The 26831-nt window shown below is 63.3% G+C and carries 23 protein-coding genes; 4 read left to right on the top strand and 19 right to left on the bottom strand.

Annotated features, from left to right (window positions below; translation table 11 throughout):
• Positions 1–26 precede the first annotated feature (26 nt).
• Complete coding sequence (locus tag AC3WJU_RS16575) at positions 27–1436, bottom strand: DUF3100 domain-containing protein (protein WP_307053056.1); 1410 nt, start codon at positions 1434–1436, stop codon at positions 27–29.
• Between the two features lie 210 nt (positions 1437–1646).
• On the opposite strand from AC3WJU_RS16575, the gene AC3WJU_RS16580 reads away from it, so the two are divergent.
• Positions 1647–3143, top strand: a complete 1497-nt coding sequence (locus AC3WJU_RS16580) for a chlorohydrolase family protein (RefSeq protein WP_492260375.1) — start codon at positions 1647–1649, stop codon at positions 3141–3143.
• A 117-nt stretch (positions 3144–3260) separates the two neighbouring features.
• On the opposite strand, the gene AC3WJU_RS16585 is transcribed toward AC3WJU_RS16580, so the two are convergent.
• From AC3WJU_RS16585 to AC3WJU_RS16625, 9 genes are all read right to left on the bottom strand, one after another.
• On the bottom strand, positions 3261–4604 hold the full coding sequence (locus tag AC3WJU_RS16585) for a DUF320 domain-containing protein (RefSeq protein ID WP_492260376.1): 1344 nt from the start codon (positions 4602–4604) through the stop codon (positions 3261–3263).
• Positions 4605–4713: 109 nt separating this feature from the next.
• A complete protein-coding gene (locus AC3WJU_RS16590; RefSeq protein ID WP_492260377.1) occupies positions 4714–5658 on the bottom strand; it encodes a hypothetical protein in 945 nt (314 codons plus the stop codon).
• Between the two features lie 101 nt (positions 5659–5759).
• Complete coding sequence (locus AC3WJU_RS16595; protein ID WP_492260378.1) at positions 5760–6830, bottom strand: Gfo/Idh/MocA family protein; 1071 nt, start codon at positions 6828–6830, stop codon at positions 5760–5762.
• A 108-nt stretch (positions 6831–6938) separates the two neighbouring features.
• Entirely contained in the window at positions 6939–7640 is a 702-nt protein-coding gene (locus AC3WJU_RS16600) for an ABC transporter ATP-binding protein (RefSeq protein ID WP_492260379.1), read from the bottom strand.
• A gap of 2 nt (positions 7641–7642) precedes the next feature.
• Positions 7643–9055, bottom strand: coding sequence for an ABC transporter permease (locus tag AC3WJU_RS16605; RefSeq protein ID WP_492260380.1), 1413 nt, complete (start codon positions 9053–9055; stop codon positions 7643–7645).
• A gap of 199 nt (positions 9056–9254) precedes the next feature.
• Complete coding sequence (locus tag AC3WJU_RS16610; RefSeq protein WP_059388015.1) at positions 9255–10355, bottom strand: substrate-binding domain-containing protein; 1101 nt, start codon at positions 10353–10355, stop codon at positions 9255–9257.
• Positions 10356–10406: 51 nt separating this feature from the next.
• Complete coding sequence (gene mmsB, locus AC3WJU_RS16615; protein ID WP_059388014.1) at positions 10407–11675, bottom strand: multiple monosaccharide ABC transporter permease; 1269 nt, start codon at positions 11673–11675, stop codon at positions 10407–10409.
• Positions 11676–11719: 44 nt separating this feature from the next.
• On the bottom strand, positions 11720–13276 hold the full coding sequence (mmsA, locus tag AC3WJU_RS16620) for a multiple monosaccharide ABC transporter ATP-binding protein (protein ID WP_284992025.1): 1557 nt from the start codon (positions 13274–13276) through the stop codon (positions 11720–11722).
• Between the two features lie 138 nt (positions 13277–13414).
• The gene (locus tag AC3WJU_RS16625; protein ID WP_284992024.1) at positions 13415–14605 is read right to left on the bottom strand and encodes an ROK family transcriptional regulator; all 1191 of its coding nucleotides are present in this window, start codon (positions 14603–14605) and stop codon (positions 13415–13417) included.
• 236 nt (positions 14606–14841) lie between these two features.
• Here AC3WJU_RS16625 and AC3WJU_RS16630 point away from each other — a divergent pair, with 236 nt between their 5' ends.
• Positions 14842–15654, top strand: a complete 813-nt coding sequence (locus tag AC3WJU_RS16630; RefSeq protein ID WP_492260384.1) for a nitrilase-related carbon-nitrogen hydrolase — start codon at positions 14842–14844, stop codon at positions 15652–15654.
• A 30-nt stretch (positions 15655–15684) separates the two neighbouring features.
• On the opposite strand, the gene AC3WJU_RS16635 is transcribed toward AC3WJU_RS16630, so the two are convergent.
• The 7 genes from AC3WJU_RS16635 to alr form a co-directional block, all read right to left on the bottom strand.
• Positions 15685–16221, bottom strand: coding sequence for a hypothetical protein (locus tag AC3WJU_RS16635; RefSeq protein WP_306964045.1), 537 nt, complete (start codon positions 16219–16221; stop codon positions 15685–15687).
• Positions 16218–16535 carry a hypothetical protein gene (locus AC3WJU_RS16640; protein ID WP_306964048.1) on the bottom strand — a complete coding sequence of 106 codons (318 nt, stop codon included), beginning with the start codon at positions 16533–16535 and terminating at the stop codon, positions 16218–16220. Before AC3WJU_RS16640 ends, AC3WJU_RS16635 begins: the two co-directional genes overlap by 4 nt.
• Positions 16519–17946, bottom strand: a complete 1428-nt coding sequence (locus AC3WJU_RS16645; protein ID WP_306964050.1) for a hypothetical protein — start codon at positions 17944–17946, stop codon at positions 16519–16521. Before AC3WJU_RS16645 ends, AC3WJU_RS16640 begins: the two co-directional genes overlap by 17 nt.
• Entirely contained in the window at positions 17947–18663 is a 717-nt protein-coding gene (locus AC3WJU_RS16650; RefSeq protein ID WP_492260381.1) for an ATP-binding cassette domain-containing protein, read from the bottom strand.
• Between the two features lie 72 nt (positions 18664–18735).
• Complete coding sequence (locus tag AC3WJU_RS16655) at positions 18736–18975, bottom strand: hypothetical protein (protein ID WP_059388008.1); 240 nt, start codon at positions 18973–18975, stop codon at positions 18736–18738.
• Between the two features lie 223 nt (positions 18976–19198).
• Entirely contained in the window at positions 19199–20806 is a 1608-nt protein-coding gene (locus AC3WJU_RS16660) for a PucR family transcriptional regulator (RefSeq protein WP_306964054.1), read from the bottom strand.
• On the bottom strand, positions 20796–22016 hold the full coding sequence (gene alr / locus AC3WJU_RS16665) for an alanine racemase (protein WP_306964057.1): 1221 nt from the start codon (positions 22014–22016) through the stop codon (positions 20796–20798). The genes AC3WJU_RS16660 and alr overlap by 11 nt, the downstream gene beginning before the upstream one ends.
• A 219-nt stretch (positions 22017–22235) precedes the next feature.
• On the opposite strand from alr, the gene AC3WJU_RS16670 reads away from it, so the two are divergent.
• Both AC3WJU_RS16670 and AC3WJU_RS16675 read left to right on the top strand, forming a co-directional pair.
• The gene (locus AC3WJU_RS16670; protein WP_306964071.1) at positions 22236–23666 is read left to right on the top strand and encodes an amino acid permease; all 1431 of its coding nucleotides are present in this window, start codon (positions 22236–22238) and stop codon (positions 23664–23666) included.
• Positions 23663–25411, top strand: coding sequence for a flavin monoamine oxidase family protein (locus tag AC3WJU_RS16675; protein ID WP_492260382.1), 1749 nt, complete (start codon positions 23663–23665; stop codon positions 25409–25411). Before AC3WJU_RS16670 ends, AC3WJU_RS16675 begins: the two co-directional genes overlap by 4 nt.
• Here the strand turns inward: AC3WJU_RS16675 and AC3WJU_RS16680 are convergent.
• Together AC3WJU_RS16680 and AC3WJU_RS16685 are read right to left on the bottom strand one after the other, a co-directional pair.
• Complete coding sequence (locus AC3WJU_RS16680) at positions 25408–25932, bottom strand: gamma carbonic anhydrase family protein (protein ID WP_306964061.1); 525 nt, start codon at positions 25930–25932, stop codon at positions 25408–25410. The genes AC3WJU_RS16675 and AC3WJU_RS16680 overlap by 4 nt on opposite strands.
• A gap of 27 nt (positions 25933–25959) precedes the next feature.
• Positions 25960–26682 (bottom strand): class I SAM-dependent methyltransferase, encoded by a 723-nt coding sequence (locus AC3WJU_RS16685; protein WP_306964063.1) that lies wholly within the window; start codon positions 26680–26682, stop codon positions 25960–25962.
• Between the last annotated feature and the right edge of the window lie 149 nt (positions 26683–26831).

The raw sequence follows: 26831 nt of genomic DNA on the forward strand, positions 1-26831 counted from the left end.
CGGCGTCAGTCGTCCGGCGTCAGCCCTCAGATGTGGATGACGAATTGTGCAAGTGCCGCGGCCGCTATGAAACTTGCGGAGAACGTGATGGTCGCCACAATGACCGTGCGCCAGTTGAGTGTCTTCAGCGCGTTGATGTCGCGTCCAACGTTCATGCCGAGCAGGGCGATCGAGCCAAGGCCCACGTAGAGCGGGTCAAGGTTGTGGGTGAAGGAGACGATCAAGCCGCTGAAAGGCAGAATCGGAGCTGTTGCCAACGTGGCGAGCGCAAGAACCCATACGCTCGACGGCACGGCGGGAACGTACTTGGCCAGTACGAATGCCAGGGCGGTAAGGAGGCCAAGGATCACCACGCCAATGACGTCGTTGATACTGGTGGACTTGGTGCCCAAGGCGTTGAGGACCACGCCCGCGGCGATGCTTGCACCGAAAGCGATAATCCACGTTGAGGGCTTCGTGCGCACTTCGGGGTCCTGGAGCACGGCTGAAACGTCCACTTTGGATCGGTCCTGTGGCCGGCGCAGCTTCGCGGCAACGGGGTTCCCGTTGCGGTCAAGGCGCTTGCCTTCGTCATCGCGGCGGAAGAGGCGCGACCAGAACTTGTAGAGCCGCAAAGACATCGGCAACGAAAGGAAGGCTCCGGCGTAGAAGCCCACAAGGTTCGTCACCAGGTTCGACAGGGCTGCAAGCGCCATGATCTCCGGTGCTTGCCCGGGATACAGGATGGACAGGGCCGCGACGCCGCCAAGCATCATGGATCCCGAGCCGAGGCCCAGGCCTAACGCGAGTGCAAGCGGGTCGAAGATGCCCATTCCGCCGAGCAAGCCGGCCAGGAGGGAGATGAAGACGGCGCCGAATACACTGCCCAGCAGCCACACGGAGAACACGCCGCGGTAGACCGGGGACTTCACGCCGAAACGCTGCAGTGCGTAGGCCAAATAGGATTCCCGGTCAATTGCCCAGGTGGCCCCGATGGCCGTGCGGCCCATGCCCAGCGCGACGCCGATCGGCAGGGCAATGATGACGGTTCCGAAGATGTGGCCGACTTCCTGGAGCAGGATGGCCGGACCGAGGGAAGTCAGTTTGGCGAAGGAGGGTCCCACCTGGGTGCCGAGGGCTCCGAGGAACATGACGATGCTGACGTTGAGCAATACCGAGGCCACGGCACGGCTCTGGCCGGACATGGGGCGCACCTTCTGGACGCCGATGACGGCGCCCATCAGCACGGCCCACAAGACGGGCATGAGTACGATAGCGGCGTTGCCGAGGGGAATCTTGTGTGTTCCGGCCAGGATGGCGACGGCGCAGACGGCTGTGGACAGCAGGATCATCGATCCCCATTGCCGTGCGGTCGGGGTGAAGAGGCGGGCCCGTCCGTGATCGACGTTGACTACGGGCGTATCCACCTCCGGAGTGGTTGTGGATTGGTTCTTCATTGTTGTGCACCCTTCGTGTGCTGCAGTGGCGAGGGACGGATACATCCATGCCATTTGGTATACCAAAGATGGTAAGGTGGATCACATCGCAATGCAAGACATGTCACAAAAGCTGCTCGGATTCCCCAAACCTAGGGCATTCGCGTGATCGTCCGATGCCGGACTCGGTGTGCAGCTTTTTGACCTTGGGATACCAAATTTGGAGGGTTTATGATCACTCAGCTTTCTGCCCGGTACGTCCTTGGCTATGACGGGACCGTGCACGTCATGCACACGGATGGGCACGTGGTGATGAGGGATGACGAGATCATCTACGTGGGTACCGACTACGCCGGTCCCGTTGACGAACGCCGGGACTTTGGACAGAGCCTCATCTCCCCTGGCCTCATCGATCTCGACGCCTTGACGGACATTGATCACATGATCTTCGACTCCTGGCCCACCGAGGAAATCGCTCCGGGCTTGCAATGGTCCGAAGACTACTTCCATAACCGCCGCCGCGATGTCTTCACCGCGGCGCAGCGCCAGAGCGTACGCAAGTTTGCACTGGCGCAGCTGGCCTTGCACGGCGTGACCACCTACATGCCGATTGCCTCGGAGATCCACAGCTCCTGGGCGGAAACCTTCGAGGAACTCAAAGGGATGGCGCAGTCCAGCATCGAGCTCGGACTGCGCGGCTTCCTGGGCTCCGCGTACCGTTCGGGGATCAACGTCACTGACCACGACGGCCAGCGCGTGATCCTTTTCGACGAGGAGGAGGGACGCACAGGGTTCGCCGACGCCGCACGGTTCCTCGACTACGCCGACGAGCTAGGACACCCGTTGCTTACCGGTGTCCTGCTGCCATGCCGGATCGAGACACTCTCGGACGAACTGATGCGCCGGACTGCCGAACTGGCCACCGAACGCAACGCGCTGGTCCGCCTCCATTGCCTCCAGGGGACCAATGAAGACGGTTTCCTCGTCAAGCTCACGGGGCGTACAGTCCTTGAGCAGCTTGCGGATTCAGGCCTGCTGGACACGCGGCTCCTCATCCCGCACGGGGTTGTCATCGACGGCACCGACCCGTCCTCCAGCGCAGAAGGCGGGCCGTTGGATGTGCTGGCCCGGCATGACGTCAGCATCATTCACTGCCCCCTGACGTCGTTCCACTACTCAGGCATGCTCAAATCCTTTGACGCCTTCGCAGCCGCCGGGGTCAACATGTGCCTGGGAACGGATTCATTCCCACCGGACCTGATCAAGGGCATCGACGTCGGCACGCACCTGGCCCGCATCGCAGAGGGCCGCTTGGACGCCGGTACGGTCTCGGCGTTCTTCGACGCTGCCACCCTGGGTGGTGCCAGGGCACTGGGTCGCGACGACCTGGGGCGCCTGTGTCCGGGCGCCCAAGCCGACATCATGGTCGCCTCACTGGAGGACTTCCGTGACGGAGTCGTGGAAGATCCATTGCGCACGCTCATCCTCAACGGTTCGGCACGCAATGTCACCGACACGTACGTTGCGGGCCGCCCCGTGGTTGTTGACGGCTCGCTCCCAGGCATCGACCTGGATGGACTGCGCGCTGAGGGTCAGCAGCTCTTTGGACAGATGGTGGACGCCTACGGCGAACGCGACTACCTGCGGCGCGATGCCTCCGAGCTGTTTCCACCGGTCTATGCCCCGGCAGCAGCTCTGACACATGACGCGACGGCGTACGCACCTTAAGGGTTAAGGGTCAGAAGTCCCTATGTTCACGCGTGAGCTCCTCCGCGGGGCTGTTTGCCCTGCGGAGGAGCTGCAAGCGGGCTACATCCGATGCGGTGGAGAAGCCCGAGCCGGTGACTATGCGGGAATTGTTGCCCGGATCTTCCGGCTGCCCACCATCACGATGAGGCCAAGCAACAGCAGCGCTGCCGCGAACAACAACCACAGGCCATTGAAGCCGGTGCTTGCGAGAACAGCCGTTCCGGTCCCAACAGCACCCGCTGCAGTTACAGAGGCCGCATTGGCTTGTGCTGCAGTTCCGGATGCAAGGGCCGCCGGTGTCTCAACCGAAGGAGCGGCTGCAGCCGGATCGACGAAGCCCTGAGATCCGACCGGCCCGTTCACGACGGGCAGGTTCACGACCGGCGGGGTGACAACGGGTTGGCTGATAGTGGGCAATCCCAAACCCACCGATGCGGTGCCGACAGTGTTCGGCAGACCCAAGGGTGCCGTCAGTCCTGCACTCAAGAGCGATCCGACGCCTCCATTGGTGCCCGTCGACGCGGTGCCGAGTAGGCTCGCCGAGGTGTCACCCAAGGAGGCCAGTCCGTTCACCGACCCAGCGACGCCAGTGCCTCCGGTGGCGCCAGTCGGCGTCGTGCTGAGGACGTTGACGGCGGTGTCACCCACGGTGACAGGAGCGGTGACAGGCGCGCTGACGCCGGTGCCTCCGGTGGTGCCGGTCGGCGTCGTGCTGAGGACGTTGACCGCGGTGTCACCCACGGTGACAGGAGCGGTTACCGGTGCCGTGACGCCGGTTCCGCCGGTGCCTCCGGTGGTGCCGGTCGGCGTCGTGCTGAGGACGTTGACCGAGGTGTCGCCCACGGTGACTGGAGCGGTGACAGGCGCGCTGACGCCGGTGCCTCCGCTGGTGCCCGTCGGTGTCGTGCTGAGGACGTTGACCGAGGTGTCACCGACGGCGGCCAGTCCGTTCACCGGTGCCGTGACGCCGGTGCCTCCGCTGGTGCCTGTCGGTGTCGTGCTGAGGACGTTGACCGAGGTGTCACCCACGGTGACTGGAGCGGTGACCGGTGCGCTGACGGGAGCCGTCGCCTGGGTGCCAGAGGCTGTTCCAGGGGCGGAGTTGCTCAGAACTGCCAGTGAGGTGGCTCCAATATTAACAGGGACCGATATCGGAGCCACCACCTGGGTTCCGGACGGGACGGCTGCTCCGCCGGAATTGGTCGCCGGGGCCGGAACCGGGGCGAGTGCAGGGGCGGTGGTCGCGGCGCCCGAAAGGATTGAGAGCGACGTCGACCCGACGTTCACCGGAATGGACACCGGTGCAACGACTTGGGTGCCTGAGGCATTGCCCAGCGCACTTGTAGTGGTGTCTGCCGCGTTCGCGGCAGTTGCGCCGAGGGCTATCAACCCACCGGCAAAGAGGGTGCCAAGCAGCCCCGTGCGAATCATGCTGTGCATTATGTTGTTCTCCTGAACGAGTAGTTCCAAAAGGCGCATTGGAGCGCCTGGATTGGCCATTTGCCGCGGTCCGGAATTGGCTTCCGGGAAAGCGGCGGGGGGGGAGGAACTAGTCAGGGGATGAACCCGGGTCAAACGACACCGGAGCCGGAACTCTGCCGGCAGCAGCTGTTGACACGATGGTCCCAGCCAAGGGGTAAAACAGCTTGGTGCCTTGGAGCCAAGCGGCAGAAGCTCCCGAGGGATTGCTGGAAAGGACCGCAGAGCCGCTTACGGTGTCGCTGCCGCCTGGCGCACCGGGCGGGAATGTCCCGTCGGAGGGCGCTGAAGGTTCGTTTGTACCGCTAGCCCGGACTGTCGACTTCGAAGGCGTTGCCATCAGGCCCGGAGGGCCACTGGAGCCAGCGAGGCTGAGCAACGGGGTCGCGATGTCCTGAGCCGACGTCAAGGGGACACTGCCAGCGGGCCCTGCAACAGCGGGTCCCGCTTCAAGGGCTTCGCCGATTCCGGCGGCATCGGGGATGTGGATTGAAGGGACGGTTACGTCCGGGACAGTGACCGGAAGGCTGCCAACCAAGGAACCAACGCCTGACCCGACCCCGTCAACCGCGCGCGCTGCCGGCGATACGAGGCTTGCAGTCGCGGCACTAACTGCGCCATCAGGGAGGACTGTGCTCACCATGGGCGTGTTGGCCAGAAGTTGATCGACGCTCGCAGTCAGCTGCGGAAGCTCGTTGACCACCGCAGGGGGCACCTGTACCGCGGGTAGCCGGACCTCGGGGACTGGAACGGATGCCACGGCCGGGGCCGGCACGGACGCGACACTTGCCGCAACCGCGTCGCTGACAGTTCCGGAAAGCCCCTTTGGCGTATTGTGCACCACGTTGGACACCGTAGAGCTCGCGCCGCCCAGAAGGGTGTGGTTGTTGGTGTTTCCGGAATCAGCGCTGGCTGCCGTGGAAGAGAGGGCGATCCAAACAACGGCCCCCGCGCCGGCAAGCATGACGGAGCGGAGAACATGAAGAACGCGCGACTTACTTTGCTCAGCTTCCATCTCGACACCCCCCAGCGTCAGCTTGGATCGACGATCGCTCCCATCCTAGGCCTCACTAGTTAACTAGTCCAGACGTTGGAGGGCGGATTCGCCCATTCAGTTCAGCGGGCGTCGTTGGCGTATCGGACTCCGAGCTGGGATCGCACCCCGTCGAAGAGGCGCATTGTGTTCAGCGAATCGTCCAAGGGCATCACGGGACTTTCGGTCAGTCCTTGCTGGACACAGCGGGTAACCTCACGCAGTTCGTAGGTGTAGCCGATCCCGACCGCGTCAAAACGTTCGGTCCGGGGTTCATCCCAGCCCGTTCGAATCAGCAGCTCGCGCGGATTGTTAATGGACCCCTGCGTCTGGAGGAAGCCCTTGGAGCCTGCAACGGATGCCGAGCGCGGCCCATGGGCCAGCAACGAGGATGTCAGCTGGGCGATAGCACCGCCGTCGTAACCCAGCGTGAGCGCATTCTGGGAGTCGACGCCGTCGTCCGTCAAAGTGCCGATTGCGCTGACAGACTGCGGGAAACCGAGGGTGCCCAAGGGCCACAGCAGGGCGTACACCGTGAGGTCCAAAAGGGCTCCGCCGCCGTCCGCCGGGGCCCAAATGCGGGCGGTGGGATCGTAAGGGGCAGGGAATCCAAGGTCGGCGCTGACCCACTTGATGTCGCCCAGCTCGCCGGACGCGGCAATGGCGAATGCCCTCTGCATGCTGGGCAGGAATCGACTCCACACGGCTTCCATGAGGAACAGTTTCCGTTCCCGGGCCAGAGCGACGAGCTCCGCCGCTTCACGGCCGTTGATGGTCAAAGATTTCTCGCACAGGACGTGCTTCCCGGCGTTGAGGGCATCCCTGACGATCTCGAAGTGTTGGGCATGCGGGGTGGCCACGTAGACGACATCGACGGCGTCATCGGCTAGCAGCCGCTGGTAGCCGGGTACACCGCCGTCGTCGCCATAGGACTTCGTGACCCCCTGCGCGGCGGCAAAGGCATCCGCGGATTCCTGGCGCCGTGAACTCACTGCATGGAGGTTTGCGTCCTCGAGCTGGGCGAGGTCGCCGCTCACGGTCTTGGCGATTCCTCCCGTGGCGATGATGCCCCAGTTCAAGGCCTTGCCAGTGGCCGCGCGGGGATCCTGGTTCGGCTGGCTGAACAACCACGGTTTGGCGATATACAGACTCATGCGGCCAATCCTCTCATTGCACAAGCCGCGTTTACAGGACGCATCCGGGCCAACGGGCCGGGAACCTTGCGATTCCCGGCCCTCCGTCCTGTAGCACTGAAGAGGCGATCAGGCCCCGGCGGCGACCCGCGGACGAACGGCTTCCTCGCTCAGTTTGCCCTGCTGCAACCTGAAGCGGCGCTCGGTCTTCTGAGCCAGGCTCCGGTCGTGCGTCACCACCAGAATGGTGGTGTTATGGTCCCTGCTCAAGGAACTGAGCAGTTCGATGATGTGCTCACCGGTCTGCTCATCCAGGTTGCCGGTGGGCTCGTCGGCCAGGATGAGCTTGGGCTCGTTGGCCAGCGCCCGGGCAATGGCAACGCGCTGCTGCTCGCCGCCCGAGAGCTTGTTGATGCGGCGGGACTGTTTCTCCGGATCCAGCTGCACCTGCTCCAGGAGGGACCTGGCCCGCTCCAAGCGGGCAGCCTTCCGCATTCCGGCGAACTCCATGGGCAGCATCACGTTATCCACTGCGGAAAGGTTGGGGATGAGGTTGAACTGCTGGAAAACGAACCCGATGTCCCGGCGCCGGTATTCGGTGAGTTTGCCGGCGGGGAGCCCGGCCAGGCTGACTCCCTCCACGACGACGTCCCCGCTGGTGGGCTTGTCGAGGGCACCGAGCAGGGAGAGCAGGGTGCTCTTGCCGCTTCCGCTCTTTCCCACGATCGAGGCGAGGGTGCCCTTTTCGAGCTCGAAGCTCACGCCGTTGACGGGCTTGATGGTGCGGTCGCCGGACTTGAACTGGCGGACCAGGTCTTTGACTTCAATCATGGCTATTCTCCTCGGAGGACTTCGATGGGGCGGATGCGGGCGGTGAGCAGCGCTGGTACCAAGGCGCCCACGACGGCGACGCCGAAGACCGCGGCAACGCCTGCAGCAATGACGCCGGGGGAGGCGCTCGCCGTGACCGAGGTCAGCAACTGGGAGGCTCCGCCGAAGGGGTTTCCACCTGGACCACCAAACCCTCCGCCGCCGGGACCGCGCTGGCTCGTGGCCGTCGTCGAGCTGTTGGAACTGATCAGCGCCGACGCGATGCCGCCGCTGGCGAAGGAGGCGATGGCAGCGCCAACGACGCTGCCAAGCGCCACGAGGACGAGGGCTTCGAGTACGAACTGCAAGCCGATGGTCCGGTTGCGGGCGCCGATGGCCTTGAGGACTCCGATCTCACGGCGGCGCTCGCGGACCAACATGACCATGATGAGCAGGATGATCAAGCCGGCGGTGCCGAGTGCCGCGAAGAAGGCCACGAGTGAAATGTTCTTGACGCTGTCCAGCGAACTGACCGCGGTTTCGAGGTTCCGCTGGCCCTGTGTGACGTCGGCCTTGCCGGAGCCGAGGGCGGCTTGAAGCGCCGTCTTGGCGGCGTCCACATTCGCCATGCTGTTGACGGTGACCACCATGCTGGAGAGCTCGCCCGGAGTCGCCGCGAGGGCCTGGGCCTCGGCGAGTGTCGTGTACACGGCGTTGTTGCCGAAAGTGGTGCCGGCGTCGAAGATGCCTGCCACCGTGAACGTCTTGCCGGCGATGGTGAACGTCGAGCCGGCCTTGAGGTTGTTCTTCGTCGCGAGAGTCGTTCCGACGAGGGCCTTGGTGCTGGCGACGGTGTAGTCGCCCAGGCCTGTGCCGCTCGTGATGTTCAGGGCCTTGCCGGCGGTGTCCACCTCGGCCCCGATACCCGTAGCAGTGATGGGCAGCGAGAACGTGGGCGCCGTTCTGGTGCTACCCGAGCCCGTGCTGCCGCTTGTGTTGTTGCGGTTGCCGAGCGTGCCGGCGTCGATGGCTGCCTGAAGGTTCGTGGTGACGCTCGTGCCGCCGCCGGGACCGCCACCGGGTCCGGCTTGCTGCCCCGTGGTGCCGGTGGTCGAGGTGGAGGCCGTCGTCGCGGTCTCCAGCCGCAGCGCCTTGGTGCCCACCACGGAAACGACGTTCGGTACCGCTGCCGCCGTCGCGGTCTGGGCCGCGGTGAGCGGCTCGCCGCCGCCGTCGAATCCCTGCGCGCCGGCCGGATTCACGGTCAGGACCGTGCCCACGGAGGCGTTCAGCTCCTGGACCTTGCCGCCAACGGCTTGGTTGGCCACGAGCATGGCAAGCGCCAGCCCGATCGCGACGGCCAGGACTGCCACTACAGCCGCGGTTCTTATCTTGTTGCGGAAGGCATTGCCTACACTCCGGGCGAGGACGCTCACGATTCTCCTTCTGGACCTGGCCCGCCCCAGCGGCGCGCCTGCTCACCTAACAGTGCTCACGGCGGCTGTGCGGCTGTGCTGCTGAAGCTATGCGGGGCCTGTGAAGAGTTGCGCGACGGCGGATGGAGTCGGACACACCGACGGCGGCCACCCCCTGGAGTGGGGATGGCCGCCGTCGGTGGTGCCTAGAGGAGTGCTACTACTTGGTGATCGGGCCGAGGACCGGATCGTCCACGTAGGCCGTCTTCACGTTGGCGAGGGTCACGATGACCGGAGGCAGCAGGTACGCCGGCACGGTCTTGACGCCGTTGTTGTAGGACTTGGTGTCGTTGATTTCCGGGGTCTTGCCGGACTGGATGTCGTTGACCATGGTGATGGAGTGCTCAACGAGCTTGCGGGTGTCCTTGTTGATGGTGGAGTACTGCTCGCCCGCAAGGATGGACTTGACCGACTCAACCTCGGAGTCCTGGCCGGTCACGACCGGAAGCGGCTTGCCTGCCGCCTTGACCGAGGTCAGGATGGCGCGGGCCAGGGTGTCGTTCGGGGACAGCACGCCGTCCAGCGAAGCGCTCGTGTAGGTACCTGCGAGCAGGGTGTCCATGCGCTTCTGGGCGTTCTCTGCCTTCCAACCCTGGGTGACGGCCTGCTCGAAGGACTTCTGGCCGGAAACCACCTTGAGGGTTCCGTCATCGATCTTCGGCTGCAGGATGCTCATGGCGCCGTCGAAGAAGACCTTCGCGTTGGCGTCATCGGGGGAACCTGCAAACAGCTCGATGTTGTACGGGCCGCTCGGCTTCTTGGCCTTGAGTCCGTCCAGCAGGGCCTGACCCTGCAGCACACCGACCTTGAAGTTGTCGTAGGCCACGTAGTAGTCCACGTTGGAGGTGTTCAGGAGCAGGCGGTCGTAGGCAATGACCGTAGCGCCGGCGTCCTTGGCCTGCTTGAGCTGCGTGCCCAGCTGGGCGCCGTCGATGGCACCGACGATGATGAGCTTGTCGCCCTTGGTGATCATCGCGCTGATCTGGTTCTGCTGCTCCGAAACGCCGCCGTTTGCGAACTGCACATCCGGCTTGAAGCCTGCGCTTGTGAGCCCGTCGTTGAAGAGCTTCTCTGCCAGGACCCAGTTCTCACTGGTCTTCTGCGGGAGCGCGACGCCGATCGAGGAACCCTTGGGGAATGCCTCGCTGCCGCTTGACGAGCCACCGGAGCTGCCGCTGTCCGTACGGCCGCAGGCCGTCAGCGCCAGTGCCGCGATCGCAGCTACTGCTGCTGCCTTTCCTGCTTTACCAAACATTCGCATATCTTGGTTCGCTTTCTTTGTTGTGGATGGAACAAGCCGTCTTGAAGCCGATCAGGCTTCCTTGGAGATGACTTCCTTGGTTGAGGTCGTCTCGTCCGGGGCACTTTCGCTGCTCCGGCCGAAGTTCTTCATCATCAATCCGATGATCGATTTCTTGCCCTGCGTCTTGTTGTAGACGTCGAAGGCAACTGCCGCCAGCAGCACGAGGCCCTTGATGATCTGGGTGAGGTCCGCGCCGACGCCGAGCAGCTGGAGGCCGTTGTTGAGGACAGCCATGACCAGGCCACCAACGATGGAGCCGATCACCGTGCCCACGCCGCCGGTGACCGCTGCGCCACCGATGAATACGGCCGCGATCGCATCCAGTTCCCAGCCGACGCCGTCGAACGGACCCGAAGCCGTGGAGCGGCCCACGAAGATCATGCCGGCGAGGCCGGCAAGGATGGACATGTTCATCATGACCATGAAATTGACCTTCTTGGACTGGACTCCGGAGAGTTCGGCCGCGTGGCGGTTGCCGCCGACTGCGTAGATGTGGCGGCCAATGACCGTCTTGGCGGAAATGAAACCGTAGATCAGGACCAGCACGGCCAGAATAAGGCCCGGGATGGGGAACGAGGTGCCGGGGCGGCCAGTCGCGAACAGGTACGTGGCGTAGAGGATGGCTGCATTGACGAGCACGAGCTTGGTGACCATCACCCAGCCTTCTTGCACTTCGGCACCCAGTGCCTGGGCGGTGCGGCGGGAACGGATCGCACTGACAATCACGAATGCGACGGCGATAAGGCCCAGCAGGATTGTCAGGTTGTTATACCCCGTCTTCGGCCCTATCTCGGGCAGGTACCCGGAGCCCAGGTACTGGAAGTCTTCCGGGACCGGAACGGTGTTGGACTTGCCCACGAACTGGTTGAAACCGCGGAAGAGCAGCATGCCGGCAAGGGTCACGATGAAGGCCGGGATACCGACGTATGCCGTCCAGAATCCTTGCCAGGCTCCGATCAGGGCGCCGAGCAGGAGCCCGAACAGGACGGCTACGTACCAGGGCAGGTGCCAGTCCCTGATGGCCAGGGCCACCGAGATGCCGACGAAGGCCGCTACCGAACCTACGGAGAGGTCGATGTGGCCGGCGATGATGACCAGGACCATGCCGATGGCCAGGATCAGGATGTAGGAGTTGCCGTTGAAGAGGTTGATGACGTTGCCCGGGGTGAGCGTGCGGCCCGAGGTGAAGATCTGGAAGAAGATGACGAGTGCAACCAGGGCGAAGATCATGCCGAATTGGCGGGTGTTGCCACCGAATAGCTTCTTGAGCGCGTTCATTGTTTTGGGTCCTTGTGTCCGTGTGGTTCTGGAGATGACCGGGGTCAGGCAGCTTTGCGGCTGGATGTCATGAGCTTCATGAGGCTTTCCTGGCTGGCTTCGTCCTTGTTGAGTACGCCAGTGATGGAGCCCTCGAAGATGGTGTAGATACGGTCGGAGAGGCCCAGCAGTTCGGGAAGTTCGGAGGAGATCACAATCACGCCCTTCCCTTGGTTTGCCAGCTGCTGGATGATTCCGTAGATCTCGTACTTGGCCCCGACGTCGATTCCGCGGGTGGGTTCATCCAGGATGAGAAGGTCCGGATCAGTGAACATCCATTTGGCGAGAACAACCTTTTGTTGGTTTCCGCCGGAAAGCTTCGATACGCCTTCCTCCACCGACGGCGTTTTGGTGCGCAGCGACTTCCGGTATTGCTCGGCCACCATGAATTCCTTGTTGGTGTCCACAACGATTCCCCGGCTGATCTTCTTCAAGTTGGCAGACACCGTGGTGGTCTTGATGTCGTCCAGGAGGTTCAGTCCCAGGCTCTTGCGGTCCTCCGTGACGTAGCCGAGACCGGCGTCGATCGCTTGGCGGACGCTGCGCATGGTGATCGGTTTGCCGTCCTTGTACACCTGCCCCGAGATGAACCGGCCGTAGGAGTGGCCGAAGACGGAGCGGGCAAGCTCGGTGCGCCCGGCGCCCATCAGGCCGGCAAAGCCGACGATTTCACCCCGGCGCACATGGAAGCTGGAATTCTTGCAGACCAGGCGGTCCTGGATCTGGGGATGCCCGACCGTCCAATCCTTGACTTCGAAGAACACCTCGCCGATCTTCGGCGTGTGGTCCGGGAAGCGGGACTCGAGCGTCCGCCCGACCATGCCCTTGATGATCCGGTCCTCGTCGACGCCGTCTTCCACGACGTTGAGCGTCTCGATGGACTTGCCATCGCGGATGATGGTGATCTCGTCCGCGATCTGCTCGATCTCGTTGAGCTTGTGGGAAATGATGATGGACGTGATGCCCCGGCCCTTGAGGCCAAGGATCAGGTCCAGCAAGTGCTGGGAGTCCGATTCGTTCAGGGCTGCCGTGGGCTCGTCGAGGATGAGCAGCTTGACGGACTTGTTCAGCGCCTTGGCGATTTCCACCAGTTGCTGCTTGCCGACGCCGATTTCCTTGATGGGGGTATCCGGGTCTTCGCGCAAGCCGACCCGTGCGAGGAGTTCGATTGACCGCTTGCGTGCCTCGGCCCAGTCGATGATGCCGCGCCGGACGGGTTCGTTGCCGAGGAAGATGTTTTCCATGATGGACAGCTCGGGGATCAGTGCCAGTTCCTGGTGGATGATCACGATTCCCGCATGTTCGCTGGCCCGGATGTCCTTGAACTGCTGGACTTCCGCCTGGTACACGATGTCGCCGTCGTAGCTGCCGTAGGGGTAAACCCCGGAGAGCACCTTCATCAACGTGGACTTTCCTGCACCGTTTTCGCCGCAGATCGCATGGATTTCGCCCACCTTGACCCGGAGGCTCACGTCCGAGAGCGCCTTCACGCCGGGGAATTCCTTGGTGATGGACCGCATCTCGAGGAGAACCGGATCCTGGTGCGTTATGGGGGTCGACATACCCTCGCGCCTCCAATGTTTGACGTCGTTGTCGGCTCGGGGATGGCGAGCCTATCTGATGAGAAAGTAAACTGGATCACACCGCTTGTCGTCAAGACTTTAACGCAAGACGGCGATAACAGCGTGGTAACGAAATGTTTAGGACTGCTTAATTCCGGCGTGCTGGAACACCAAAGCGGCCGCCCCCAGGGCCTCCGCCCGGGCGCCGAGCGAAGACATCGCGAGGTGCGTTGTCTCGCCGATTACGGGCACTGCATGGCGGACGAGGCCCCGCCGGATCGGGTCCAGGAGGATGTCGCCGAGGCCGGCCAGAGGGCCGCCCACCACGATGACTTCCGGGTTTATGAGATTCGCCACATTGCCCAGCGCGCGCCCCACCGCGAGTCCGGCGTCGTCCACTACGCGAAGGGTCGCCGGATCCCTCGCCAGGGCGTTGCGCACAATGTCCTCGGGTTCGAGATGGAGCCCTGAGCCCTTCCCGAGCAGCTCGATCATGGTGGTGGTGGAAGCCATCGTTTCCAGGCAGCCCCGGTTGCCGCAGCGGCAGATCGCGCCGTATTCGTGGATGGTCGCATGGCCGATTTCTCCTGTGATTCCCACTGCCCCGTAGTAGGGCGCACCGTTGATGATGAGGCCCGCTCCGATGCCGGAGCCGATCTTGAGGAACATAAGGTTGCTGATCCCGCTGTGGGGCCCCCAGGTGACCTCGGAGAGGGCACCCAGATTGGCGTCGTTGTCAACGTATACGGGAAGATCGAGGGCTTCCTCCAGCCGTTCGAGAATCTGGATCCCCACCCATTCGGGCAGGATGGCGCCCTGCGCCACGGTACCGGAACGGCGGTCGATGGGGCCCGCTATGCCGGCCCCCGCGCCAACCACCGCGCTTCGGTCCACGCCGCTCTCGAGCAGGAGCTTGTTGAGGAGTGCGACGGCGGCGCTGATGCCCTGTTCGGCGTGGTGGCCAAGGGGGAGCGTGACCGTTTCCTCGACGATGATGTGATAGCCCAGCGAGGCCAGGACCACCCGCAGGTGGCGCCGGCCAAAATCGATGCCGACGGCCACCGCGCCGTTGCTGTTGAGCCTGACGTTCAGTGCCCGTCGTCCGGAGCTTGTGATCGGTTCGGTGGAGACGAGCCCTGCGTCCTGCATGATCTTGACGATGTTGGACACCGTTGCCGTGGAAAGGCCGGTCTGCCGGGCGAGTTCGGCCTGGGTGGAGGGGCCGCTCAGCAGGCACTCGATGAGCCGCTGCTGGTTCAGGTGGCGCAGCGCTGATTGCGAGCCGGGGTTCTTGCGGTGGCTCTTCGTCGAGCTGGATGTTGCGGGCATGACATGAAGCGTGCCTCAAATCACAGTTGCAGTCAAGAAGTTAACGCAACGGCGTGAACTTGCGTCGTCATCATGAACTATGCCCCAGTTTTGTACGAACCATCCCCGGCGGGCTGCCCACAGGTCCTTTTGTCCCGGGTGGCGAGCCTTCTGCTGGCTAGGCTGGAAGGACGAGTGATCCCGGGCGTGCCTCCCATGAACGCCTGACGGGGATGCAAGGTGCTATTGAGGTGGTAATGATGCTGCTGTCCGTTCTGCAGGCCAACGCTGTTGTCCTGGACATCGACGCCAATCTGAAGACGGTCGATGCGGCGGCACAACGCGCTGCCGCGGCCGGGGCCGCCTTGTTGCTGACCCCCGAGCTCTTCCCGGTGGGGTACGCTCCGTTGCGGCTCCACGCGGAGCTGGATTTCGCAACGCTTCCAAGCATCCGGGAACGCCTTGCGGACATCGCCCGCACGCACGGAATCGGACTGGTCTACAGCCTTCCCGCACCAGCTGCCGATGGCGGCTGGCATATCTCCGCCACTCTCCTGGACGCCCACGGAACCGTGCTCCTGGACTATGGCAAAGTGCACCTCTTCGGCGAGGAGGAGCGAAAGGCGTTCTCAGCCGCCCAAGCAGCTCCCGGCGTCGTGGACTTCAACGGGATCAAAACCTCGCTGCTGATTTGCTACGACGTCGAGTTTCCCGAAAGCGTCCGCGCCGCGGCCACGCGGGGCGCCGAGCTTCTGCTGGTCCCCACCGCCCTTTCCGCCGGATTCGAAACGGTACCGCAGGTCCTGATCCGGGCCCGGGCACTGGAGAGCCAGCTCAACGTTGCCTACGCGAACCACAGCGGCCACGAGGACGGCTGCGACTTCCTCGGCGGGAGCGTGGTCGCGGGTCCGGACGGTTCGTTGTTCGCTGCGGCCGGGGACGGTGCGGCCTTGCTGTTCGCCGAGATCTCCACGGAACGCGTCAACGAAGCCCGGGAACAGGTGCCCTACCTGCGCGAACGCCGCCCGGAGCTGTACCGGGAGTGGGAAGGTTCTGGCCCGAAAGGTTGAGGCCGCGAATGCATGGGGTGGATGAGTAGCTCAGCGGTTGACTACGGGCGCGCGTAAGCCAACCGGCCGAGCCCAAGCACGGATTCCGAGAATGAGGCTGCGTCCGTCGCCAAAGAATGGCAGAAGAAAGACTGCATGCAACAAGAACCAGTACTGCAGGAATGAACCGGGTGCCAGTAGTGCAACCAGCGCCCCCACCAAGCATGATCCACCCGGACCGAGTATCGCCACGATTGCGATCTGCCACCCGTAGAGATGCCCGACGGGAATGACGGAGAAGCGAAGGATGCCGGAAGAAACTACGACGTCGGAAATCCCGTGAAACAGCCTCATGCCCGCAACGTGAGACCACTCATGCACCAGAAATCCGCACAGCAGGCACAGCACATGCACAAGAAGCCACAGGCCAGCCCGGAAAAGTATCGGGTCAGTGGTCATGGCGGCCAGGAAGGTGCACGCCGTGAAGCCGAGAGCAGCGGCGGCAAAAGGCAAGCTACATGACCATATGAGTTGCTTGGCTATCAGCCCGGCAGTGACATCCCGGAGGGCGAACTTTCGAACAGTCAATCCTGGTTCGCTTGTAGGAGTCGCTTCTTGTGGAGCTTTAGCCGTTCCAGGACTGATGCAACGGCAACATAAAAGACCAGCGATGCCGCGAAGACTAAAGCGATGGGCGCGCCGTTCGACACCCCGATTTCCAACGCGGTGGCCCCGTCGGGCTTTGCATGGGGCTCGAAGAAGAGCGCGCCGAACAGGCCAGATTTCCTGACTCCTATTTCTGACGCCGAGAACATCGTGGTGATGAAACTTGCGACAACGACGATCATGGTGACAACAAAAGAGACTGTCATCCCGACGATGGATCTAAGCAACCACTTCATGGCGTGCAATCCTTTCCATTCTCCGCATACCCAGGATGCTGTAAAAGACGACGAGCATGTTAAGCGCGGTGAAAATTCCCGCACTGATCATTGGATCAAAGTTAAAGACGTTCAAGCCGAGCGCCACAATCATGACGACTATCACCGTGAGCAGGACCCCCATGATGACAGTGAATGGGTTTCCCTTCTCAGGAGGGAAAGCGATGCCAACTAGGGTTGATATGAGAATGTTGCTCAAACACAATCCAAGCACCGGCAGGCACGCTTCGAAGGTAATTCCTTGCGACAAGGAAATCGTGATGACTGGAATGCCCACAACCATCAAGAGGACGCCTTGCGAGCCGACGAGGCGTAAGTAGTTCGCAACGGTGCGGCCCGGATAAGTGACCATGCGCCGCAGGGGCTCCGAGTTTGAAAATGCATAGACTCCCTGAAATGTTATGAGAGCGAGGACGTAGGGTGGGAACACCAAATGCTCGAGCCAGGCGAAGACTGAATAAATGATGATAAAAGAGATAGCCACCATCGTTTCGAAACTTCGAAACAAGACCAGAATGTAAACGCCGAACGTGCGATCTGCCAAGCGTGAAGGCAGAAAGACGAAGAAGCGACGCATCGGGACGTAGTTCCTGGGTGCGATGGCGACGATTGCCGGAATTACTGCCGCCGATGTCGCAAGGAGGATTAAAATGGATAACCAGAGCCCAACGGCTTCCTGCAGTTTCGCGTAGAGCAATGCAGGTGCAAAGTAGTCGCGCCCCAATACGTAGCTTTCGGCGATCTGGCTGCTCTGCTCGTTGGTTTGAGGAAACGCCACCGCCAGCCCGAAAGCCAGCACCATCGGGACTATCAGACTGCGAAGTCGGGCGATCCCGAGGGCCTGCAGAGCACGCTCAAGCAGGTAGTAGCCGAGGCTCAGAAGCAAGTAGGTTGAAATAGCGGGGAACCAGATGGATGCCAGAACCCTCGGAATGTAATCAGGACCCTCGATCAACACGGTTGAAATGGAGAAAGCACCGAAAACGAACACGGTCATAAGGAGAACGAGGGATGACTCAAAGAGCGCAAACGCCATCGTCCTTTCCTTGTTGGTCACGGGCAGATTGAAGGAGAGCTTCAGAAGCTCATCTGCCTTCATGAACAGCACCCGGATCAGTGTGTACGCAATAAGTACCCAAAATCCGACCGATGCGTTGGCCACTTGAAGAACCGGCTCAAGCAGGCCGGTTCCACCGAGATACTGACGGATGACCACATAGCTCAACACGTTGAATCCCGCGAACGCGAGAACGAGCAGGAATATGGTAGAAAGCCGAGCAGCCGGGCTGGCCAACAGGCCTCGTCCCAAGACGCGCCTCACGATGAAGAGCCAGAACAATCGAGACAGGAGAACTACGCTCTTGAAGCGCATTTAGGATGGCTCCATTGCCTGGATGAATTCGTTGGCAAGGTCAGCTGTCGTTCCGTGATCTTCGATAATCTTCCGGACGGGAGCCTGAACCACCAGGGCCCCTTGGATGAGAAGCGCCAGCTCGTCAGCGACGTGCTCCAACATGGTGAAGTCATGACTGCACAGCAGAACCGATCGGCCTTCTTTGGCAAGTTGTCGGATATCTCGTTCGAAGAGGTTGATGGCGTCGATGTCGACGCCATTGAGGGTCTCATCGATGACGGTAAACCTTCGCCGGAGCATGAACGCCGCGATAAGTTGCAGCTTCTTCCTCATGCCGTGTGAGTAGTCCTCGATCAAGTCGCGGTGCCTGTCGCGCATGGAGTACCTGGCGAATTGCGTCCTCAGTGCCGCGTGATCCATGGATTCTCCATAGAGCCCGTGCATGAAACGCACGTATTCCTCCCCCGTGAGGAACTCAGGGAGGTAATCATTGCTCGACAAGTAGATCGAAGACATCTTGGCGCTGCGGCTCTGACTGCTGACAGGTCCGATGCGGACGCGGCCGCTTTGAAGTTGGAGCAGATCCAGGATGACCTTTATCAGGGTGGACTTCCCGGATCCGTTGGGACCGATGAGGCCCATGATCTGGTCCTCGGCGATCGTGAACGAGACATCATGAAGCACTTGGGTTCTGGAGTTATAGGCGTAGTTGACGTTGGCAACACTGAGAGTCATGAGGCGTGATTCCGATGCTCTGGTCGTGGTGGCACGTTGTCAGTGCCACCACGACGGCTGGCTTGCTGGGAGTTACCTGCATTCAACCCACACAGAGACGCCCCATTGGCTCCAACTCCAATTGCCAGTAAAGCGGCCTCGTCCTTGCGTCAAACACCAGACGGCCATCGCTGCGAGCATTGCAAAAGCAAGCACCATCAGGACGGCGAGAACCACCAGAAACCAGCCATCGTAGCGAACAATCATTTCGTCAATCTTGGTTCGTGCCGTTGCCATGGTGCTGCTTGCATTCAAGGCGGTCGTAGTGAGCATTTCGTTCCTCCACTTCGATTTGAGCTACTGGCGGATCCCGTGTAGCCGGCACTCGAATGCTAGGCCGCGAAAACCGCGTCTCAGTGGTCAAACGGCGAAATTAAGTGGTGAAACCCGGCAAAATACGTGCAAAATCGACGTTTCTCCGTGTGCCGGCGGCTCCGTCTACGTGTTTTAAGCAGCACGACACGTAGACGGTGCCGCAGTCAGAAAGTGCCCGGGACTAGGCATCCCCTCCGCCCGCCAAACCGTCCGCGTACTGCAGCGCGATCCAAAGCTCCGCACGCACCTGGGCCTGGTTCAGATCCGTATCGAGCAGTTCGGCGAGCAGGCCGATCTGGCGGCGCACGCTGTTGCGGTGCAATCCCAGCAGTTTGGCGGAGGCGTCCCAGCTGCCGTTTTCGCTTAGCCAGCCCCTGAGCACTGCCAAGAGGGGATCGCGCCGATCAGCTTCCAAAGCAAGCACCGGTTCAAGAAGCCTCGCAGCTAGCATGGACCCGGCCTCGCGGCCCAGGAGCCCGGTAACCGACCAGGTCACCTCGTCGACGCGGGCGCTCCGTCCGCTGGACTGGACCCGTGAACGTAGCGAGGTCACCCGCTGGTGCGCTGCGGCGAGGCCTGTCAGTTCGGTCGGGTCTCCGATGACGAGCCGCCAGCCCAGCTTTTCTACGTCCGCCAAGAGCGCGTCGTCCACCTTCAAGCGAGTGATCGCGGCGAATCCGTACTCGGTGATTTCCACCAGTTTGGTGTCGAAAAGGCGCCGCCACTGCAAGAGCTCACGCACCGGGCTGTCGCCGGCGGGCCATTCGGGAGAGTCCACCTTGATGCCCTGGACCACGCGCAGGGGAGCGGATCTGGTGGAAGACAGGCTCTGCGCGAGGAGGTCCTTGAGCCCGTTCACGTGCCGGGTCCCGCCGCTGGCAAGGCTTTCAGGGTGCAGCAACAACGCCGTCGCCAATTGGCTCGGGGCGAGCGAGCCGCTGGTCCGTTGGCGGACCAGCAACTCCAGCAACCCCACCACCGACTGCACCACACTGTTCTGTGCGGGCGTCAGCGCAGCGTCCGAGCCCAGGATCAGGGCGCCGAGGTTGGCGTCCTTGGTGCTCCGCAGCGGGTGGCCAAAGACCCTCTCCGATCCCGGCTGCTCAAAGCCGTCCACCTCGACTCGCGGCCCGCTGCCCGAAAGGAGCCGTTCCAGCATGGGCTCCAGCAGTGAATGCTCGACGCCGGTGCTGCCGCCGGCCGCGTGGGCGCGCGCACGTACCCGCCCGTCCGCTCCGACCAGAAGTGCCCAGACGGGCACCTTCTGGACCAAAGCGGCGAGCAGCTCGTGTTCAGGCCGAGGGGAGAGGACCGCCCGCATGAGTTGCCGGTTGGTGTCCGCGAGCTGGCGGAAGACCTTCGCATTGTCCGATTCCAGGAGCTGGGAGAACTCTAAGCCGATCGCTGCGAACGGGATGGACTCGGGAATCTCGATCAAGGTGAGCTTGTGCCGGCGGCACGCTTTCAGCAGCTCGGACGGGACGGCGTCGAAATACGGCCTGATCCCGAAGCCCAGCGCCGCCACTTTGGCCCCCACCAGCCGCTTCACGTAAGCATCGACGTTCTCGCTGGACCCGCCGTCCCCCAGGAAAGGGAGCCCCGCGGTCAGCAGGAACTCCCCGTCCGGCAGGTAGGGCGTGGGGTCGTCCAGTTCGCTGGGTTCAACCCAGCGCAGCAGCTCCCCGCCGCTGCCGCCGTCGTGGAGTATCTCCAACTCCGGCGGCAGCTGCTTCAGAAACTGCTCAAGCGTGACGAAACTCAGGCGGCCGGCGGCTGGCTCAGGCGACATCGCTCGGTGCCTCCTGGTAATCGGGGCACTCGTAGGCGCTCGACTCATACACGCGGGGGAGCCGCGGTGCGATCCGGTTGATGATCTCGTCGCCGTGGCTTCCGATGGCGGCGCCCCAATCGTCGGCACTCGCGGCCCCTCCTGCGGGATCACCGAACAAAACCGCTGTGTCTCCGACCTCGATTCCGGACGCGTCCGGGCCGAGGTCCACCATGAACTGGTCCATGCACACCTTGCCAATCACCGGGACCCTCCGGCCGGCGATCTGGACCAGGCTCCGGCCGCTGATGCCCTTGGGGATACCATCGGCGTAGCCGAGGGGGATGAGTCCGAGGTAGCGCGGCTCGTGCGTGATGGCCTGGTGTTCGTAGCTGACGCCAGTCCCCGCCGGGACTTTCTTGACCATGACGAGCGGCGCGGTGACGCTCAAAGCGGGGCGGAGTCCGAAGTCGGCGGGATCCAGATGGTCCGCTGGGGCCAAGCCGTAAATCGCCAGTCCGGCGCGGACCATGTCGAAGTGGAATTCGGGCCGGTCCAGGATGTTGGCCGAGCTCGACACGTGCCGCAGCTGCGGGTCCAGTCCGGCAGCGCGGGCTTCGCCAACTGCGTCTTCGAACTCCGCGACGGCCGCGGCGTTGCCGGGGTGGGCGGGAACGTCGGCCCAGGCCAAGTGGGTCCAGATGCCGCGGACAAGCACCGTGCCGTCCTGCTCCGCCTTGCGTGCCCGGGCCACGAGTTCGGGCCAGTCTTCCTTCCGCGCGCCGCCGCGGCTGAGGCCGCTGTCCAGCTCCAGGTGCACGACGGCGGGGCGGCCCAATTGCTCCGCGATCCCGGCCAGCACCTCAAGTTGACCGACGCTCCCAAGCGAAACGTCGACGTCGTACTCGAGTGCCTCACGGATGGTCGCGCTGGTCTGGGATGCCAGATACAGCCACGACAGGACCGGCACGGTGATGCCCGCCTGACGCAAGGTGATGGCTTCGCTCAATTGGGCCGTTCCGAGCCAATCAGCCCCTGCCCCCACCGCCGTGCGGGCCACGTCGACGAGGCCGTGACCGTAGCCGTTCCCCTTGACCACGGCCATGAAATGCGGCGCGGCGGTGCGCTTCTTGAGGGCCTTGATGTTGTCTGAAATCGCAGACAGATCAACGCTGACCTGCCCGGAAAGCGCCGCTCCGGGCGCCGTTTCTGATTGTGCAATACGTCTCATGGTTGATCACTATAGGTCATTTTGCACCGCCGTGAGAGCTGGCTCACAGGCTTACGGTTGTCAGGGGAAACCGCCAACTACTCTGAAGGGACGTCAACGGTGACTGTGCCTACCTCCACCCAGACCAAGCCAACGCACGCCACGAATACGGATGCAGGCAATGCCGCCCGCCGCCCGGGGCTCGGTTCGCAGCTCCTGCGCCGCAAGCCGATCGGGCAAATGGTCAGCGAAGCAGGAAGCAGCGAAAGCGGTACGCCGCTGGTCCGCAGCTTCGGCGTCCTCCAGCTGACGATGATCAGCGTCGGCGCGACCCTGGGAACCGGCATCCTGGTGATCCTGGGTGAATCCGTGCCGCTGGCCGGACCCGCGGTCTGGATTTCCTTCGTGGTCGCTGGGCTGGCCGCCCTGTTCTCGGCCGTGTCCTACGCCGAAATGGCAGGCCTCGTGCCCGTCGCCGGGTCCAGCTATTCCTACTCCTATGCCACGATGGGCGAGGGCATGGCCTGGATCTGTGGTTGGTGCCTCGTCCTCGAATACGCGGTCTCCGTGGCTGCCGTGGCCGTCGGCGCAGGGCAATACGTGAACGAAACGCTCGCCGCGTTCGGGCAGTTCCTGCCGGACGCGATGTCCCAGCCACCGGGCAGCGGCGGCGTGGTCAACGTGCCGGCCATGCTGATCGTGGTCCTCGCCATGGTCCTGCTGGTGCGCGGCGCCAAGGAAAGCGCCTGGATCAACACTGCGATCGTGACCATCAAGATTGTCATCCTGCTGTTCTTCTGCGCCGTTGCGTTCACCGCGTTCAACGCCGGCAACTTCGAACCTCTCATGCCGATGGGTGCCGCAGGCGTTTCGGCCGCAGCATCCCGGGTGTTCTTCTCCTACATCGGTTTCGACGCCGCTTCTACCGCTGGCGAAGAAGCCCGCAACCCCAAGCGAGACCTGCCCCGGGCCATCCTGCTCTCCATGGTGATCGTGACCAGCATTTACGTCCTGGTTGCCGTGGCCGCAATCGGTGCCCGGCCCTGGGAATGGTTCGGCGGCACAGAGGCAGCCCTCGTCCAGATCCTCGAGGAAACCACCCACCAACCCTGGATCGCGCTCGTCTTCTCCATCGGTGCCGTGCTCGCCATCGCCAGCATCGTCCTGACCGTCCTCTACGGCCAGACCCGCATCCTGCTCTCCATGTCCCGCGACGGACTGGTCCCTGAAGTCTTCGGCCGGATCTCCCCGCGCACCGGCACTCCGGTGGCCGGAACGCTCATCGTGGGCACCGCCGTCGCACTCACCGCTGGGCTTGTCCCGCTCGGCGCGCTGGCCGACGCCACCAGCATCGGCACCCTCTTCGCGTTCGCGCTGGTCAACGTCGCCGTCATCTACCTGCGGCGCAACCGCCCGGAGCTCAAGCGCAGCTTCCGCGTACCGCTCTACCCGATCACCCCCGTCCTCGGCACCCTCATGTGTGCCTACCTCATGGCCAACCTGGGTGCCGACACCTGGGTGGTGTTCGGTGGCTGGATGCTCGTGGGGATCGCCCTCTACTTCGGCTATGGACGCCGGAACTCCAAGGTAGCGGCCCTGACCGAACAGGAATACCGTGAACTATCCGCCAGGGTCGCCGACCCGGAAACTGTGAAGGCAGAACTTTCATGACCATCGCCACCGAATTGCCCACGGAACCCACACCCCGCGCGGGGGATGCCGGAATTTCCCAAGCAACGCCGGCCGACGCTCCCATCACCATGCTGAACCCGGACTTCCCGTTCAGCTACGACCACTACCTGGCCCACCCCGACGGGCTGGCGGTCATTCCGCCGGAACTGTACGGCACAGAGGTCGCGGTGATCGGTGCGGGCCTTTCGGGACTCGTGACGGCCTACGAGCTCATGAAGCTCGGGCTGCGCCCCGTTGTCTACGAGGCCGACCAAATCGGCGGGCGGTTGCGCACCGCGAGCTTCCCGTCCGCTCCCGGAGTGGTGGCAGACCTCGGTGGCATGCGCTTCCCGGTGTCCGGAAAGGCGTTCTACCACTACGTGGAACTCCTCGGCTTGGACACCCAGGAATTCCCCAACCCGCTTGCCCCGGCAACATCGAGCACCGTGATCGAGTTGGCCGGACAGAAGCACTACGCCGCCACGTCGGCTGAGCTGCCGGAGTTCTTCCACGAGGTTGCCGCAGCCTGGAAGGCCGCAGTGAATGACGGCGCCGCGTTCCAGGAAATGCAGGAGGCGATCCGGGTCCGCGACACCAAGCGCATCAAGGAGCTATGGAACGGGCTGCTCCCGCTGCTCGACGAACAGACCTTCTACGGATTCATCGCCGCAAGCACGTCCTTCAAGGACGCCGGATTCGCGCACCGCGAGGCCTTCGGCCAAGTAGGTTTCGGCACGGGTGGCTGGGACACCGACTTCCCCAACTCCATCCTCGAAATCCTGCGCGTCGTCTACACCGACGCCGATGACCAGCACCGCCTCATCACCGGGGGAGCGCAACGGCTCCCCGAGGCACTCTGGCACCACGCGCCGTCGGGCATGGCCCACTGGCCCGAGGGCACCTCGCTCGCATCGTTGCATTCCGGTTCCCCGCGCGGAGCCGTGGACCGCATCGAGCGCGGAGCCGTGGACCGCATCGAGCGCGGAGCGGACGGCGACCTCATGGTGCGCGAGCGTTGGGGCCGCGAAACCGGGTACTCCGCCGTCGTGACCACCTGCCAGTCCTGGCTGCTGTCCACGCGCATCCACACCCAGGAATCGTTGTTCCCCTCGGAACTGTGGACCGCGATCGAACGCTCGCACTACATGCAGTCGTCCAAGACCTTCGTCATGGTGGACCGGCCGTTCTGGAAGGACATCGACCCCGAAACGGGCCGCGAAGTGTTGTCCATGACGCTGACCGACCGGCTCAACCGGGCGACGTACCTGCTCGACGACGGCCCGGACAAGCCTGCCGTCATCCTGCTCTCCTATACGTGGAACGACGACGCCCTGAAGTGGCTCTCGCTCAGCGCCGAGGAACGCGTCAGGCTCATGCTGCACTCGCTCGAGCAGATCTACCCGGGTGTGGACATCGCGAGCCACATCGTGGGACAGCCCATCACCGTTTCCTGGGAGGCCGACCCCAACTTCATGGGTGCCTTCAAGGCCAACCTGCCAGGGCACTACCGCTACCAGCAGCGCCTGTTCACGCACTTCAAGCAGGACAAGCTGCCGGAGAGCCAGCGAGGCATCTTCCTTGCGGGCGACGACGTCTCGTTCACCGCAGGCTGGGCCGAAGGCGCCGTCACCACAGGGCTGAACGCTGTGTGGGGCGTGGTGAACCACCTCGGTGGTTCGTCCGTGGCAGGCAACCCCGGTCCCGGTGACCTGTTGGACGAGCTGGGGCCGATCAGCCTGGACTAACCCTGCGCGTGCATCCCGCGGTGCGCCGCCGCTAGCTCCCGGTAGTGCGCTGCGTTGCGCTTCACGCCGTCGAGCTCTTCTTCGCTCAGTTCGCGTCGCACCTTGGCAGGCACGCCCGCAACCAAGGAACGCGGCGGGATGACAGTTCCCTCAAGCACGACGGCGCCCGCGGCCACCAGCGAACCCGTACCGATCACGGCTCCGTTCAGGATGGTGGCGCTCATGCCAATGAGGCAGTCGTCCTCAACGGTGCATCCGTGGACGACGGCGCTGTGGCCGACACTGACGCGCTCGCCGACGGTGCAGGGGAAGCCGGGGTCGGCGTGCAGGACCACATTGTCCTGGAGGTTCGAGCCGGCACCGACGCTGATGGCGGCGGTGTCGGCACGGACTGACACACCATAGAAGGCGCTCGAGTCCTGGCCGAGGGTTGCCTTGCCGATGATGGAAGCCGTGGGTGCCACGAAGGCGGTGTCATGGATGGCCGGGGTATCCCCGGCGAACGTGTAAATGGGAGCCATGGGGCAAGCCTAGATGACGGCGCCTGCCTAACCTCGCTTCGCTCGGCCAGGGAACCCTGGCGGCGTGGGCCCAAGCGAAGGAGTCCGGAGGACCAGGAACTGGTAATGCTGCGTCCAGTTCCCGGCGCCGGGTCCCGACTCGACTCCTGTGCCCTCGGGCCAGGTCTCAAAGCGCTCGACGTCGCCGTGCGCGCCAAAGATGCGGTGCAGGGTGTCATCGCTCCGCCGGCTGAAGAACCGCCGCGGCTCGTCTTCGTCCTCGGGGTTGAGGACTTCCTCATCGTCACCGGACCAGAGTCCGACGGCGATTGGCGCGCCAGCCGCGCTGACCCGCACGAGTTCACTGACGACGTCGTGGATTACCACGTTGGGCACGTGCAGGAGGGTGCTCATAGTCCACACGGCCGGGAAAGTAGCATCGGCGAACGGCAGGGACCGGCCGCTGGCAACGCTGGCGTCGAGCCCTTTGGCACGGGCAACGTGGATGCTCTCCTCGGACAGGTCGACGCCGGTGTAGTGCAATCCGGCCCGCACGAATTCCAAGCCTTCGACGCCTGTGCCGCAGCCTAGTTCGAACAGCGAGTGCCTGTGTTCTTCCTTGAGCAGGCGGATAAACCAGTCGCGGCATTCCGTCCGACGCGGGGTCATGGCGCGGGTGTTCTGGATGCCGGCCTGCCGGTCGTAGTAAACGGCCAGGTTCGCCTCGTGATAGTCGGCTTCGTCGCTGAAGGCCCTTCGGGTCCCGTCCATGGACCCAGCGTAGAACACCCAACTAACTAGCAGTAGGTGTCGTTATGAGGCCTCTAAACGACAACATCTGCGAGTTAGACGATATGAAGTGAGGGCGTTCGTTCCCTGCCCGTCCGGACCGGGCCATTGTCGCCGGGCGGCCGCGCAGC

Source organism: Arthrobacter sp. FW306-1B-F12A, assembly GCF_058781865.1.

Excerpts from the sequence above, each read along its gene's own strand:
- AC3WJU_RS16575 (WP_307053056.1), bottom strand. The coding sequence starts at position 1,436 with ATGAAGAACCAATCCACAACCACTCCGGAGGTGGATACGCCCGTAGTC.
- AC3WJU_RS16580 (WP_492260375.1), top strand. The coding sequence starts at position 1,647 with ATGATCACTCAGCTTTCTGCCCGGTACGTCCTTGGCTATGACGGGACC.
- AC3WJU_RS16585 (WP_492260376.1), bottom strand. The coding sequence starts at position 4,604 with ATGCACAGCATGATTCGCACGGGGCTGCTTGGCACCCTCTTTGCCGGT.
- AC3WJU_RS16590 (WP_492260377.1), bottom strand. The coding sequence starts at position 5,658 with ATGGAAGCTGAGCAAAGTAAGTCGCGCGTTCTTCATGTTCTCCGCTCC.
- AC3WJU_RS16595 (WP_492260378.1), bottom strand. The coding sequence starts at position 6,830 with ATGAGTCTGTATATCGCCAAACCGTGGTTGTTCAGCCAGCCGAACCAG.
- AC3WJU_RS16600 (WP_492260379.1), bottom strand. The coding sequence starts at position 7,640 with ATGATTGAAGTCAAAGACCTGGTCCGCCAGTTCAAGTCCGGCGACCGC.
- AC3WJU_RS16610 (WP_059388015.1), bottom strand. The coding sequence starts at position 10,355 with ATGCGAATGTTTGGTAAAGCAGGAAAGGCAGCAGCAGTAGCTGCGATC.
- mmsB (WP_059388014.1), bottom strand. The coding sequence starts at position 11,675 with ATGAACGCGCTCAAGAAGCTATTCGGTGGCAACACCCGCCAATTCGGC.
- mmsA (WP_284992025.1), bottom strand. The coding sequence starts at position 13,276 with ATGTCGACCCCCATAACGCACCAGGATCCGGTTCTCCTCGAGATGCGG.
- AC3WJU_RS16625 (WP_284992024.1), bottom strand. The coding sequence starts at position 14,605 with ATGCCCGCAACATCCAGCTCGACGAAGAGCCACCGCAAGAACCCCGGC.
- AC3WJU_RS16630 (WP_492260384.1), top strand. The coding sequence starts at position 14,842 with ATGATGCTGCTGTCCGTTCTGCAGGCCAACGCTGTTGTCCTGGACATC.
- AC3WJU_RS16640 (WP_306964048.1), bottom strand. The coding sequence starts at position 16,535 with ATGAAGTGGTTGCTTAGATCCATCGTCGGGATGACAGTCTCTTTTGTT.
- AC3WJU_RS16645 (WP_306964050.1), bottom strand. The coding sequence starts at position 17,946 with ATGCGCTTCAAGAGCGTAGTTCTCCTGTCTCGATTGTTCTGGCTCTTC.
- AC3WJU_RS16650 (WP_492260381.1), bottom strand. The coding sequence starts at position 18,663 with ATGACTCTCAGTGTTGCCAACGTCAACTACGCCTATAACTCCAGAACC.
- AC3WJU_RS16655 (WP_059388008.1), bottom strand. The coding sequence starts at position 18,975 with ATGCTCACTACGACCGCCTTGAATGCAAGCAGCACCATGGCAACGGCA.
- AC3WJU_RS16660 (WP_306964054.1), bottom strand. The coding sequence starts at position 20,806 with ATGTCGCCTGAGCCAGCCGCCGGCCGCCTGAGTTTCGTCACGCTTGAG.
- alr (WP_306964057.1), bottom strand. The coding sequence starts at position 22,016 with ATGAGACGTATTGCACAATCAGAAACGGCGCCCGGAGCGGCGCTTTCC.
- AC3WJU_RS16670 (WP_306964071.1), top strand. The coding sequence starts at position 22,236 with ATGGTCAGCGAAGCAGGAAGCAGCGAAAGCGGTACGCCGCTGGTCCGC.
- AC3WJU_RS16675 (WP_492260382.1), top strand. The coding sequence starts at position 23,663 with ATGACCATCGCCACCGAATTGCCCACGGAACCCACACCCCGCGCGGGG.
- AC3WJU_RS16680 (WP_306964061.1), bottom strand. The coding sequence starts at position 25,932 with ATGGCTCCCATTTACACGTTCGCCGGGGATACCCCGGCCATCCATGAC.
- AC3WJU_RS16685 (WP_306964063.1), bottom strand. The coding sequence starts at position 26,682 with ATGGACGGGACCCGAAGGGCCTTCAGCGACGAAGCCGACTATCACGAG.